This window comes from Bacillus sp. 1735sda2, from assembly GCF_024159245.1.
GTDB classification, from domain to species: domain Bacteria; phylum Bacillota; class Bacilli; order Bacillales; family Bacillaceae; genus Bacillus; species Bacillus pumilus_O.
In genome coordinates, this window is sequence record NZ_JAMYWZ010000001.1 from 3,552,963 (window position 1) to 3,566,074 (window position 13,112).

Genomic DNA, 13,112 nt, shown 5'->3' on the forward strand with positions numbered 1-13,112 from the left:
TGCGAGGGTTTGTCTACACGCTGAAACCACCGATTTCCCTCGGGGGTTTTTCCTATTATTCTGGTCTTTTCAGCACAAATGACGTCCCTAAATGGGCGTAATCATTTCCCGCTAAACGTGCGACTGGCTTTAATTCATGAGTCGAAACATAACCTTTTTCCGCATCATACACAGCCTCATCTAAATGCGCACACACAACCCGGCCAATGATATGATCGACCGTGATCTCCCCTTCATCATTTTGAAAGGTAAGATGCTTTTCAAGCCGACATTCAAAGCGAATACGTGCTTCCTGAATTCCCGGAACTGACACGACATGGCTCTGTACTTGATGAAGACCGGTTCGATCCAGCTCACTCTCTTCCTGTGGCAGCGTAGCAGCTGTTTCGTTAATATCTTCTATTATCGCTTCATCACTCACATGGACCACAAATTCTCCCCTGTCAATCACATGCTGCGCTGTATCTTTCATCTGACCTTCTCGTCGTCCGATAGAAACGGCGAGGAGCGGTGGGTGTCCGCTGATGACATTAAAGAAACTAAATGGTGCGGCATTGACGACATCGTCTTTAGACAGACTTGTAATAAACGCAATCGGTCGTGGAACAATAGAACCCGATAATAATTTATATGCTTCTTTTCGTGATAGCTGATCCATTTGCAACGTAATCACTTCAGACAAGCCTCCTTTTGGTGTATCGACATCATACCATACCACTTTTTCTATGCCTCTGATTCAGACTCGGTGCGATGCAGGATATGGTGGACAAGATGAAATAAAGCAGGATTATGATTTTCTCGTCTATAGGAAATCGTCCATTCTGCCAGAAGCTGTTCACCTTCAATCGACCGATACACAACATCTAGATTAAATAAACGCCGGGCTGATTTCGGAATGACCGCAATGCCGATCCCAGCTGTGACAAGGCCAATCACCATTTGATATTCCGCCGCTTCCTGCACGATATTTGGAGAAAATCCGTACTTTTCACATAGCAGGACAAAGTGTTGATAAAGGGACGGCCATGATTCCTGTGATAAAGAAATAATCGGTTCATTTCGAATATCTTCGATCGTGACCGCCTCTTTTTTCGCCAGCGGATGATTTTTCGGAATCGCAAAAATACATTCACTTTGCTTCATCAAACGGCTGATCAGTTCTTCATGAGGAGATGTAGGATGTAAAAAACCGATATCAATCTCCCCATTTAAAAGCGCGCCTAGCTGCTGCGGAACAGAAAGCTGCTCCAGCTCAATACTGACAGAGGGATACAGCTCTCTGAATTCGCGTACAACTGGTGGCAGAATATCATATGTCGCTGTTCCAACAAACCCTATGATGATTTTTCCCAGCTCTCCTCTTGCTGTATGCCGGGCATGATCAACGGCTTTATCAAGCTGATGCAGCACACCCCGCACCTCATGTAAAAAGACCTTTCCAGCAGCTGTTAGCTCCACTACTCGCTTCGACCGGTGAAACAAAGGAAATCCCAATTCTTCTTCAAATTGCTTAATTTGCTGACTAAGTGGAGGCTGTGTCATATTCAACCGTGCGGCTGCTCTGCCAAAATGCAGCTCCTCCGCTACTGTGACAAAATACTGCAAATGTCTCAGTTCCATCCTTTCACCCCTCGCACACTTATTCGTGAAACATATTAAAACCACGTTAAACATATATTGGAAATTTTCCATTTTGAAATGTATAGTAAATCATATCATGAAAATATATTTTCATAAAAAATTTTACTTGCCGAAAGGAGTGCGGGGTAAATGAATTCTCAAGCACAACCCCTAACAAGACGAGGAGCAGAATTGATTGTTGATACGCTGATTGCTCAAGGTGTGACCCATGTTTTTGCGATTCCAGGTGCAAAAATTGACGCCGTATTTGATGTATTAAAAGACAGAGGTCCAGAGCTTGTCCTATGCAGACACGAACAAAATGCCGCCTTTATGGCAGCTGCTGTCGGCCGTTTAACTGGCAAACCAGGTGTTTGTCTCGTCACATCAGGTCCTGGCGCATCTAATTTAGCAACAGGTCTATTAACAGCTAATACAGAAGGTGACCCTGTTGTCGCAATCGCTGGAAACGTCATTCGTGCTGATCGGCTCAAACGAACACATCAATCACTCGACAATGCGGCATTATTCAAACCAGTCACAAAATACAGTGTTGAAGTACAAGACGTTCATAATATACCCGAAGCCTTAACAAATGCTTTTCGCGCGGCACAAAAGGGGCAGGCTGGAGCAGCATTTATCAGCTTTCCACAAGATGTCGTGACAGAACACACCACACAAACACCAGTGTCTGCTCACCCTTCTCCAGAACTAGGTTCTGCACCGGATGCTCTCATCAGCTCGGCTATCGCCAAAATTCAAAATGCACACTTACCTGTTGCCATTGTGGGAATGAAAGCAAGTCGTCCAGCTGCTGCAAAGGCTACAAGAACATTATTGAAAACACTTGGAATTCCATTTGTTGAAACATACCAAGGAGCCGGCGTTCTCTCAAGAGAGCTTGAGTCTCAATATGTAGGCAGAATCGGTTTATTCCGAAATCAGCCGGGAGATCTTCTCATTGAACAAGCAGATGTCCTTTTGAGCATCGGCTTTGATCCAATTGAATATGATCCGAAGCATTGGAATATTCAGCCGAAGCAGCGACAGATCATCCATGTCGATGACATGCAGGCAGATATCGATCATTTTTACGAGCCGGCACTTGAGCTTGTCGGCAATATAGCTGAAACCATTAAACATCTAGCCCATGACAGTGTTCCACTTTCTCTATGCAAAGAACAAGTTGAATTCGTTACTGAATTGCAGGAGCTGTTAAGCGACATTGAAAAAGCACCAGAAAGAGAAAGTCATCTATCTCATCCGCTGGATGTCATTCATACATTAAGACGCTTGATTCCTGATGACACGAAGGTCACTTGTGATATCGGGTCTCACGCAATTTGGATGTCGCGTCACTTCCGCGTCTATGAGCCGAACACATTCCTTGTGAGCAACGGGATGCAAACATTAGGCGTTGCCTTACCATGGGCCATTGCGGCTTCCATATTGAATCCAGATGAAAAGATCGTTTCGGTCTCTGGTGATGGCGGTTTTCTCTTCTCTGCAATGGAGCTAGAAACAGCCGTCCGCATGAAAACAAATCTCGTTCACCTTGTTTGGAATGACAGCACATACGATATGGTGGCATTTCAGCAGGAAATGAAATATGACCGCACATCCTGCGTTGAATTCGGACAGATCGACTTAGTGAAATATGCAGAAAGCTTTGGAGCGACTGGATTACGAGTAAACTCACCTGAAGAGCTTTCAACTGTCCTTCAAAAGGGTATAAACATAGAAGGACCTGTTATTATTGATATTCCGATTGACTATCAAGACAACCCAGACCTCGCCAGTCAAAAATGGCCAGAAGTCTTTCGTGAAACACACACATTGAACGTTAGATAAGTTGTCCATACATTACACCAAAGGAGTGAGCGGATATGGGTATGATGCACCCAATGAATCAACAGAACGACACAAGACAACATGACAAACAGCAAGAAGTCTATCAAGTATCGACGATGACCTCTTTGCTGGAAGCCGTATATGATGGAGATTTCTCCCTTTCACAAATTCCCGAGCACGGTGATTTCGGGATTGGTACATTCAATCAATTAGATGGAGAGCTGATCGGCTTTGACGGCGCATTTTATCGACTGCGCTCGGATGGAACAGCGACACCAGTTACCGATCAAGACTATTCGCCTTTCTGCTCTCTAGCATTCTTTGAAACTGATATCGTTCATCGAATTGATGCAGCCATGACGAGCAAAGAGCTAGAAGAAGAAATCGACCGCATTTTACCGAGTAAGAATGTGTTTTATGCGATCCGCATTGATGGTACATTCAAAAAGGTTCAAACACGTACGGTCGAAAAACAGGAAAAACCTTACGTTCCGATGGTGGAAGCAGTCAAGTCACAGCCCATCTTCGATTTCGAGGATATTCAAGGAACAATCGCCGGTTTCCGTACACCTCAGTATGCACATGGTATTGCGGTGAGTGGATATCATCTTCATTTCATTGATGACGATCGAAGTGTTGGCGGACACGTATTTGATTACACTGTTGATCAAGTGACCATCCGAATTTCACAAAAGCGTCATATGAATTTACACCTGCCGAACACGCAGGAATTCTTCCAAGCAGACATTGATCGAGCTGACCTCGCACAGCAAATTGCCAATGCAGAAAGTAGCCCAGATCAATAAAAGAAAGACACCCCGGTAATTCCGGGGTGTCTTTTTATGCGAAAGGAATATACATCACTTTATTGATATTCATTTCGTTAGTATATTAAATTACACACATTCCATTCGTAATAAAGTGTGTTAAAATATCAACAGAAGAAAGGTGGTCATACGGTGTCAAACGACTATAGCATTCCGAACTTAACATTAGACGAACGAGATAAACAAATTTTATCCCTATTACATGAGGACGGGCGTATGTCCTATACAGATCTCGGGAAACAAGTCGGTCTTTCACGTGTTGCTGTGCAAGCCCGTATTCAGCAGCTGATTGAAGCAGGCGTCATTGAACGATTCACAACAGTCATCAACCCTGCTAAGATCGGCATTCATGTTTCTGTCTTCTTTAATGTAGAAGTGGAGCCGAAATTTTTAGAAGCAGTCGCCCTTCAGCTTGAGCAAGAAACAGCTGTCACAAGCCTTTATCACATGACAGGGCCAAGCAAACTGCATATGCATGGCATTTTTCAAAACGAACAAGAAATGGAGACATTTCTAACAAAAAAACTGTACCCGCTAGAAGGCGTCGTGAGTGTGGACTGCCAAATGCTTATTAAACGGTACAAAAGCCGAATGGGCATGAAATTGTAGACAGGAGTTGAAGCACTTGCAATCATATATCGAACTCATCATCGCTATGGTGCGAACCGGCATTCTCGGTTTTGGCGGAGGTCCTTCCGTTATACCACTCATTCGCCATGAAGCGGTGGTGAAATATCAATGGGTCAATGATGACGAATTTGGAGAAACACTCGCCATCGCCAATGCATTACCAGGTCCAATCGCGACCAAAATGTCAGCCTATCTTGGCTATCGATTGAAGGGCGTATCCGGCGCAATCGTCGCAACAGCTGCCCATATTTTACCGACATGTCTCGCCATGGTGGCACTCGTCACACTTGTCAGCGTCTTGAGCTCCTCACAAATCATTCAAAATATGATTGGCGCTGTGACACCAGTCATTGCCGTTCTACTTGGGATCATGGCATACGAGTTTGGACAAAAAACGCTGAAAGGCTTCGGAATGATCTTCGGGATTGCTCTGTTCCTTCTGGCCTTTAACGGGCTGCAGGTCCTGTCCATTCATCCAGGAATCATTGTCATTATCTTTTTATGCTATGGCGCATTTCATTTCAAACTAAAACAACGCTGGAATCGACCAAATAAAGAGAAAGGAGTGTCTTCATGATGCTGATTCTCTTTTTATTCTGGGCATTCTTCTTGTCCAATCTATTAGGATATGGCGGAGGACCTGCATCAATTCCGCTGAATTATGAAGAAATCGTCAACCATTTTCATTGGATGACGAACGAAGGATTTTCCAATATGCTTGCTTTAGCCAATGCACTTCCAGGACCAATTGCGACGAAAATCGCAGCATATGTCGGCTATGACGTCATGGGCTGGCCAGGCTTTATTGTGGCACTGCTTGCAACTGTACTGCCATCAGCCATTGGATTGATTCTATTGCTCAAGCTGATTGACCGTTTTCGCCAATCACCTGTCGTCAAAGGCATGACCTTATCCGTCCAGCCTGTCATTGCGATGATGATGCTTTTATTAACATGGGAAATTGGCGGAGATGCAGTGAAAGCCATTGGCTGGATGCAATCGCTCGCCATTGCTGCGATCTCCTTTTTCTTTATGACTAAATACAAAATGCACCCCGCCTTTCTCATTGTGGCTGCCTTTTTATATGGCGGGTTCATTCTACCGCATTAAAAAAACCGATAACATGATCTGTTATCGGTTTTCTTTTACATATAGATTGGAGAAACTGGTCTGCGCCCAATCGAATGATATTCGACTCCTGCTTGTTCTGCCGCTTCAAGTGTATGACAGTTTCGTCCATCAAAAATAAGCGGCTGTCTCATCCATTCCTTATAGGACTTGAGAGGAAACGTCTGAATCTCTGTCCACTCTGTTAATATACACACTGCATGGACATCCTTTATCGCTTCTTCAATCGTATGAGCAAACACGACTTGATCCGGTAATTCACGAGCGGCATGGCGTGAGGCAACAGGATCATACGCCACAAGCTCCGCGCCTAATTGATGGAGTTCATGAGCTATTGGAACAGATGGCGCCTCCCTCATATCGTCTGTATTCGGTTTAAAAGCAAGACCAAGCAGTGCAATTCGCTTCCCTTCAAGATTTGCCCCCAGTCTCTCTTGAATACTTCTGATAAAACCGGCTCGCTGCTCATTGTTTACTTTGATAACAGCCTTTAGTAGCTCAAAATCATGCGACACATGCCCTGCGATTTGGACAAGTGCATTTGTATCCTTTGGGAAACAAGAACCTCCGTAGCCAATCCCCGCCTTGAGAAACGAAGAACCGATCCGTTGATCGAGCCCCATTCCCTGCGCCACCCATTCCACATCAGCACCTGTTTTCTCACAAATAGAGGCGATCTCATTCATGAAGCTGATTTTGGTCGCAAGAAAAGCGTTTGATGCATACTTGATCATTTCTGCACTTTTTCGGTCTGTCTTGACTACTGGCAAGTGGAAATCAGCATACATCTCCTCGAGCCGGTCTAATACCGCTTTTGTTTCAGCCCCAATCACAAGCCGATCTGCCCTCAATGTATCTGAAATGGCAGAGCCTTCTCGTAAAAACTCTGGGTTAGATGCAATTGATAATGGCTCTTTCCGTCCTAATTCTTGATGTATCATCTGTTCGATTTGATCACCTGTTCCAACAGGCACTGTACTTTTCACCACAAGAACCGCACCTGATTTTGCTTTTGTACCGATCTCCTTTGCGGCTTGAAGCACATATTGTAAATCAGCTTGGCCATCTGCTTGCTGCGGGGTACCAACCGCAATCATTAACACATCAGCCTGCGGGTAGGCTACCTCTCCATTTATGTGAAATTGAATTCGTCCTTGCGCAAGATTGCGTTTCAGCAGTTCTTTTAATCCTGGCTCATACATTGGTGGACGTCCCTGTTTCAGTTGCATGATCTTTCTCCGGTCAATATCAATACACGCCACATTGTGCCCTGCCTCCGCTAAACACACACCTGTGACCAGTCCCACATATCCACAGCCTGCAATGGCTATATTCATGACACCATCAGCTCCCTATACGCCTTATACTTGTAAAGACATCGTATGCTGAGAGCTTTCGTTCCATTCATAAAAGCATACAAAAACCCCCTGCCATCACTAGCAGGGGGTTACTTTTATGAAACAAGACCATTTCGAATATGAGCAATCAGATTTTCAAGCATTTCTTTTGTTGTGACATCATTTGAATTCTCACCAATATCATGAGCGTACATCAAAATTTTTAAAAACTCTTCTTGATTCAAACCCTTATTATCCATGTCTGTATCCTTTCGATTCCACTAATTTCATTATTATATGCTGTAAGGTTGGTTTATGCAATACTCTAATACATCATTCGACAGCTTTTGAAATTTATGACCATTTTCATGAAAAACTTTTTTATAAATCACCATTGAGCTATAATAAAAGAATTGGAATCTTTTACTTGGTTAGGAGCGGATCAAATGCTTCAGCACAACATCAACGAAGAAGAACTCAAGCAAACAGCAGAACAAATCAAAGAACTTCTTCCTGCAACAGATGAAAACAAACAACTCATCAAAAAAGCATTGATTACTTATAGACAGGACAGTGTATATCGTCTCAAGCAAGAATCTGATACGGAATGGTCAGCTTATGTACATGATGTCGTGGCAGCCAGAGTCCACTTTCATGTATTGTTTCCTGTGAGAAGCAGCTGCTCATGTCCAGCAGATGGACTTTGTAAACACATTCTCGCTGTCTTCTTTTCGCTATACGCTCAAGTAGAGAGTGTGACCGGATTTACAGAAAATTGGTCAGAAAAGGATGAATTTCAACGCAGCAAAGAATTAATTCGCCAGCACTTCCAAGTGAAGCGCCCAGACGAACAATCACTTCAAAGCTGGTTGAATTTTTTCCAAGAGGAATTTAACCTCTGGCTGAAACGGACACCAAAGCACCAGCAAACACCGCAGCATTTGTATTACGGCTATTTATCGATCCTAAAAAAACACGCACCTCATTCACCTGAATTCAAGAGTTTGTATGCGATTCATACGTCAATCGATGTGTGGTTAAGGATTTATGAATTAATCGATCTTGGCCAGCTTGATGTCGAGAAGGACTATTATTCCATGAATCCATATGTCGAACAGCTCATGAACACCATTTTTGATTCAGTGGATCACTTGAAGACATACGCCCTTTCCTTTTCCCTCGATCCGTTTCTTGAAAACACACCAACTGTCGTTCGGACACTTCTTCAAATAAACGGACCTTTTCAACATGAACGAGTAGCGGTCTTTATGGAGATTTGGGGCACCATATTAAATAGAGGGAAATGGGTAAAAAAAGAAACAGAATTACTAAAGAACGCTCAGCAGCAAGAAAAAACGGTAGAACGTACCATCGGATTGATGCACATGGATTATTTACTGAAAGAAGACGATCACCTCTTTCAGCAATTAAAAATGCTCAATGCAGATATGCTGCCAAATGTGCTCAATTGGCTGAAGGATCTGACAAACCGCAAGGACTGGAAGCGGCTCAAGCTCTGGTATGAAGAGATCACCTATATTTTAGAGGAATATTGTCAGCTCGACCTTTCCTACAGAGAACTACGTGGAGCCGTCAGTGATTTCTTCTACTATTTAGACGCATACTTTAAACAGACGAAGGATCATCATTTATATGAACGCTACCTCCAGATCTGCATGCCCTATGCGTTTACTGAATATAGTCAGCTCTTATATGCACAACAGCGTTATGCAGAATGGATTGAGATTCACAGCCTTGTTGGTTTCTCCATCAGTGAACTTGAGAAGGATCTGATCAAACAAATTGCAAAAGAGGAGCCTGAGGCGCTCATTCCATCGTATCACCGTGAAATCTCACAGCTTCTCGATCAAAAGAATCGAAGTGCATACCGAGAATCTGTGAAAATGCTAAAAAAACTGCGCACGCTTTATCATAAAACGAAAAAAACTGCGATTTGGGAAAGATATGTAAAGCAGCTACAAGATTCAACGAAACGGCTGCGTGCGTTCCAAGAGGAAATGAAGAAAGGAAAATTAATTGATGACACGCCATAAACAAATTGTCATTCATGCAGAACAAACAGAAGATTTCTCTTTCACCATTTCAGCGCAAGCAGAGGACGGACACCCTGTTCCGCTTAATGAAATGAAGAGGCAGCTTTTCCAATGGCATGAATCGTCTTTTTACGGAACATTTTTAGAAGATGTGAGCTTTATTGGCACACCTGCCTTCCTGTTAAGCCCTTGGATGACCGTTGAACTACTAGGAAAAAATTCATTTAATACCTTTAGTCATGTGACACTAACCGAGGAAACGGAACCACTGATGAAGACAGCCTCCACCATTTATGAATTCATTGAGGATGAAGATTTTATTCCGGATTACGAGGCGTGGACAAAAGGTGTACTACGTTTTAAAGACAAAGAAGGACTATTAGATGGCTATACGGCTGAATGGTTCTCCTTTGCTGTACAGGATTACATTCAATATGATGATGCATTACAGCACAAATGGAACCGCATGACAGAACAATCGCCTGCGCTCTCATCCTTCCAAGGACATTTTTTAGATGAGCAGGATTTCTTGGAAACGATTGGCTGGATTGATGACGACACACCTTTCACTGTCGGCTTGCGTTTAAATGAACCTGATTTCGACGGAGACGATTGGAAGATCGAATTGTTTCTGCGTGATAAGAAAAACAGTGATCTTCACTTTTTTGAAGGCATCCGTTCATTAAAAAGATCTTGGCATCCGTATCAAGATAAAATCTCCAGAGAGCTGGAGCGATTCGGTCAAATTGTGCCTTGGCTCTCTTTCACATCTGGCACCACACTCATGTCAGAAGACGAAGCTTGGCTTTTCCTATCAGAAGCAAGTGAAACCCTTGTGAATATGGGAATTGAGATTCTACTCCCATCGTGGTGGCAAATTGTCAAAGAAAGCACCATGATGCTAAAAGCAAGGATTTCCTCTACCCCAAGAGGCGAGTCGCATGTCGGAATGGATGCGTTGATGGATTTTAATTGGCGCTTTGCTACAAACGGCATCGAGCTGACAGAAGATGAGTTCAACGAGCTTGTCCAAAGTAAACGACGTCTTGTCAATATTCGTGGACAATGGATCAAAATCGATCCAACCTTCATCCAGCAAATGAAAAAATGGATGGAGCGTGCCGAAAATGAAGGGCTGCACATGTCTGATATTTTGTCACGCGAACTGGCAGATCAAGAAGCATCTTCTGAATCGATTCCAGAGCTGCTAGACAGCTCAGCATTTGCACATATTCAATTTGAACTTTCGTCTCAATTAAGAGGACTTGTCCATCAGTTAAATGATACGCATGAGCTGCCTTCCTACGAAATGAGTGATTCCTTTAAAGGCACACTCAGGCCGTATCAGCAGCATGGTGTCAACTGGCTGTTATTCTTAAGGTCTCATGGATTTGGAGCTTGTTTAGCAGACGATATGGGGCTTGGGAAAACAATTCAAATGATTGCATATTTCACATATTTGAAGGAGCAGGAGTCAAATGCCGCTCCATCTCTCATCATTGCGCCGACCTCTGTTTTAGGAAACTGGCAACGAGAGCTTGAAACCTTCGCACCACATTTGAATGTTGCCTTGCATTACGGGCCATCGCGTCCTCAAGGGGAACACTTTACAAAGGCATACGAGTCAACAGATATTGTCCTGACGTCTTATGGACTCTCACATTCTGATCGTGATGAATTAACATCAGCAAAGTGGGATACGATTTGTTTAGACGAAGCTCAAAACATTAAGAATGCCCATACGAAACAATCGAGAGCGATCAGACAGCTCAAAGGACAGCATCACATTGCCCTTAGCGGGACACCTATGGAAAACCGTTTAACAGAGCTTTGGTCCATTTTTGACTTCGTCAACAAAGGGTATCTTGGCAGCTTGACAAGCTTTCATAAGAAATTCGTTCTGCCGATCGAAAAAGACCGTGATGAAAAAAGAATTGAACAGCTGCAGCAGCTGATTAAACCTTTCCTATTAAGACGAACAAAGCAAGATGAAGAGGTCGCCCTGAACTTGCCTGAGAAACTCGAAGAAAAAGAATTCATTCCGCTCTCCGCCGAGCAGGCTTCTTTATATGAACAGCTCGTGAAAGATACATTCGAACACATGGCTTCGTTAACAGGAATGCAGCGGAAAGCCATTATTTTAAGTATGCTAGGCAGACTCAAACAGATTTGCGATCACCCAGCACTCTATTTAAAAGAGAGTGGAACCGATGTGAAACTGCTGAAACGTTCATTAAAAATGGATAAACTCGCAGAGCTGTTAAAAGCAATACATGAGCAAGACGAAAGCTGCCTCATCTTTACGCAGTATATTGGAATGGGGAACATGATCAAGCAGCTGGCGGAAAAGATGTTTGGCGAACCCGTTCAATTTTTAAATGGCAGTCTGTCCAAACAGGAGCGAGATAAAATGGTGGACCGCTTCCAGAAGAAAGAATTTAACATCTTAATTCTCTCTTTAAAAGCAGGAGGAACTGGACTTAACCTAACCGCCGCAAACCATGTCATTCACTACGACAGATGGTGGAATCCCGCTGTGGAAAACCAAGCGACCGACCGAGCTTATCGGATCGGACAAAAACGATTCGTTCACGTTCATAAGATGATCACAACGGGCACGATCGAGGAAAAAATCGATCAGATGCTCGAAACAAAACAAACGTTAAATGATCAAATTATCCAAAGTGAAAGCTGGATTACAGAGCTATCAACAAACGAACTAGAGGATTTATTCACATTAAGTGCCGCCGCTCAATCATCTTAATCCAAGCAAAAAGAGGACTTTTCTCAAACATGATGAAAAGTCCTCTTTTTTCATTTCATATGAACATAGGTTAAATGTGCAGTTTTTTCAATGCAGATTTCACGTTCATATACGTATTCAATTCACGGAAATCTTCTCTCATTTCTCCCATTTTCATCGCTAGATTCGGTTTAATTCCTGTCACGATGAGTTCCGTACCTGTCATTAAAATCAAATCGTTCAGCTTAAAGATCGCATCGGCTACAAATGAATCGACTTCTAATAAACCAGACAGATCGACAATGAAATAATCGTCCTTGGATTGAGAGATATAGGTGGAGACTGTTGAGATAATTTTATCAAATCTTGGCGCTGTTAACGTACCAATGATCGGTAACACAGAAATGCCATCTTTCACTGGAACAATTGGAACAGAAATGTTCAGTACTTCATCAATTGATTGCTCAAGAAGCTCCTGCTGTTCCTTCTCTTTCGTGACATCCTTTTGCAGACCTACGAAATAAAGACGTTTCCCTTCATTTTCGTCAATCCAAAGAGGAGCTACACTTAACTCATTCCAAAACATCTGTCCAGATTTTTTATAATTTTTAATCTGAACAGTGACAGCCTCTTTGTTCTCAATAGCTGTTCTAATTTGTTGGAGAGCAATTTGCTCTGTTTCATTTCCTTGAAGGAAACGACAATTCTTCCCCAATACTTCGGGTTCTTGATAGCCTGTCATATCTAAAAAGCCCTTGTTCACATATATTAAAGGATTATCAGGTAAAGACGGGTCCGTCACCGTCAGGCCAACCTGAGTATAGTCTAAGGCTTCCTTGATTAAATGCAGATTTTCGGACTTATAAGATTCCAGCGCCATTCGTTTACTCTCCTTAATTTCCTTACAAGCGGGTTATGTTCA

General features: G+C 43.0%; 12 protein-coding genes. 7 read left to right on the plus strand and 5 right to left on the minus strand.

The window, feature by feature from the left end; all coding sequences use genetic code 11:
• Positions 1 to 55 precede the first annotated feature (55 nt).
• Both NKR21_RS18590 and alsR read right to left on the minus strand, forming a co-directional pair.
• Entirely contained in the window at positions 56 to 658 is a 603-nt protein-coding gene (locus NKR21_RS18590; protein ID WP_254109404.1) for a flavin reductase family protein, read from the minus strand.
• A 65-nt stretch (positions 659 to 723) separates the two neighbouring features.
• On the minus strand, positions 724 to 1,620 hold the full coding sequence (gene alsR, locus NKR21_RS18595) for an acetoin biosynthesis transcriptional regulator AlsR (protein ID WP_012011500.1): 897 nt from the start codon (positions 1,618 to 1,620) through the stop codon (positions 724 to 726).
• A gap of 150 nt (positions 1,621 to 1,770) precedes the next feature.
• Here alsR and alsS point away from each other — a divergent pair, with 150 nt between their 5' ends.
• The 5 genes from alsS to chrA all read left to right on the plus strand — a co-directional run bounded on the left by alsS (position 1,771) and on the right by chrA (position 6,038).
• Positions 1,771 to 3,471 carry an acetolactate synthase AlsS gene (alsS, locus tag NKR21_RS18600; RefSeq protein WP_144455389.1) on the plus strand — a complete coding sequence of 567 codons (1,701 nt, stop codon included), beginning with the start codon at positions 1,771 to 1,773 and terminating at the stop codon, positions 3,469 to 3,471.
• 35 nt (positions 3,472 to 3,506) lie between these two features.
• Complete coding sequence (gene budA, locus NKR21_RS18605; protein ID WP_012011502.1) at positions 3,507 to 4,277, plus strand: acetolactate decarboxylase; 771 nt, start codon at positions 3,507 to 3,509, stop codon at positions 4,275 to 4,277.
• Between the two features lie 153 nt (positions 4,278 to 4,430).
• Positions 4,431 to 4,907: a chromate efflux transcriptional regulator ChrS gene (gene chrS / locus NKR21_RS18610; protein ID WP_041815982.1), complete on the plus strand. Its 477-nt coding sequence runs from the start codon at positions 4,431 to 4,433 to the stop codon at positions 4,905 to 4,907.
• 16 nt (positions 4,908 to 4,923) lie between these two features.
• A complete protein-coding gene (chrB, locus tag NKR21_RS18615) occupies positions 4,924 to 5,505 on the plus strand; it encodes a chromate efflux transporter ChrB (RefSeq protein WP_144455387.1) in 582 nt (193 codons plus the stop codon).
• A complete protein-coding gene (gene chrA, locus NKR21_RS18620; RefSeq protein ID WP_041816374.1) occupies positions 5,505 to 6,038 on the plus strand; it encodes a chromate efflux transporter ChrA in 534 nt (177 codons plus the stop codon). The genes chrB and chrA overlap by 1 nt, the downstream gene beginning before the upstream one ends.
• Positions 6,039 to 6,073: 35 nt before the next feature.
• On the opposite strand, the gene NKR21_RS18625 is transcribed toward chrA, so the two are convergent.
• Both NKR21_RS18625 and NKR21_RS18630 read right to left on the minus strand, forming a co-directional pair.
• Positions 6,074 to 7,393 (minus strand): UDP-glucose dehydrogenase family protein, encoded by a 1,320-nt coding sequence (locus tag NKR21_RS18625; protein ID WP_012011506.1) that lies wholly within the window; start codon positions 7,391 to 7,393, stop codon positions 6,074 to 6,076.
• 116 nt (positions 7,394 to 7,509) lie between these two features.
• Positions 7,510 to 7,653, minus strand: coding sequence for a YwzD family small protein (locus NKR21_RS18630; RefSeq protein ID WP_003214884.1), 144 nt, complete (start codon positions 7,651 to 7,653; stop codon positions 7,510 to 7,512).
• Positions 7,654 to 7,839: 186 nt separating this feature from the next.
• Here NKR21_RS18630 and NKR21_RS18635 point away from each other — a divergent pair, with 186 nt between their 5' ends.
• Both NKR21_RS18635 and NKR21_RS18640 read left to right on the plus strand, forming a co-directional pair.
• Entirely contained in the window at positions 7,840 to 9,447 is a 1,608-nt protein-coding gene (locus NKR21_RS18635) for an SWIM zinc finger family protein (RefSeq protein ID WP_144455385.1), read from the plus strand.
• The gene (locus tag NKR21_RS18640; RefSeq protein WP_144455383.1) at positions 9,434 to 12,211 is read left to right on the plus strand and encodes a DEAD/DEAH box helicase; all 2,778 of its coding nucleotides are present in this window, start codon (positions 9,434 to 9,436) and stop codon (positions 12,209 to 12,211) included. Before NKR21_RS18635 ends, NKR21_RS18640 begins: the two co-directional genes overlap by 14 nt.
• A 70-nt stretch (positions 12,212 to 12,281) precedes the next feature.
• On the opposite strand, the gene ytvA is transcribed toward NKR21_RS18640, so the two are convergent.
• Positions 12,282 to 13,070: a YtvA family blue-light photoreceptor gene (gene ytvA / locus NKR21_RS18645; RefSeq protein ID WP_119125482.1), complete on the minus strand. Its 789-nt coding sequence runs from the start codon at positions 13,068 to 13,070 to the stop codon at positions 12,282 to 12,284.
• Positions 13,071 to 13,112 lie beyond the last annotated feature (42 nt).

What these genes read in the sequence shown, in the direction of transcription:
- NKR21_RS18590 (WP_254109404.1), bottom strand. Translation starts at nt 658, where the DNA reads ATGGATCAGCTATCACGAAAAGAAGCATATAAATTATTATCGGGTTCT.
- alsR (WP_012011500.1), bottom strand. Translation starts at nt 1,620, where the DNA reads ATGGAACTGAGACATTTGCAGTATTTTGTCACAGTAGCGGAGGAGCTG.
- alsS (WP_144455389.1), top strand. Translation starts at nt 1,771, where the DNA reads ATGAATTCTCAAGCACAACCCCTAACAAGACGAGGAGCAGAATTGATT.
- budA (WP_012011502.1), top strand. Translation starts at nt 3,507, where the DNA reads ATGGGTATGATGCACCCAATGAATCAACAGAACGACACAAGACAACAT.
- chrA (WP_041816374.1), top strand. Translation starts at nt 5,505, where the DNA reads ATGCTGATTCTCTTTTTATTCTGGGCATTCTTCTTGTCCAATCTATTA.
- NKR21_RS18625 (WP_012011506.1), bottom strand. Translation starts at nt 7,393, where the DNA reads ATGAATATAGCCATTGCAGGCTGTGGATATGTGGGACTGGTCACAGGT.
- NKR21_RS18630 (WP_003214884.1), bottom strand. Translation starts at nt 7,653, where the DNA reads ATGGATAATAAGGGTTTGAATCAAGAAGAGTTTTTAAAAATTTTGATG.
- NKR21_RS18635 (WP_144455385.1), top strand. Translation starts at nt 7,840, where the DNA reads ATGCTTCAGCACAACATCAACGAAGAAGAACTCAAGCAAACAGCAGAA.
- NKR21_RS18640 (WP_144455383.1), top strand. Translation starts at nt 9,434, where the DNA reads ATGACACGCCATAAACAAATTGTCATTCATGCAGAACAAACAGAAGAT.
- ytvA (WP_119125482.1), bottom strand. Translation starts at nt 13,070, where the DNA reads ATGGCGCTGGAATCTTATAAGTCCGAAAATCTGCATTTAATCAAGGAA.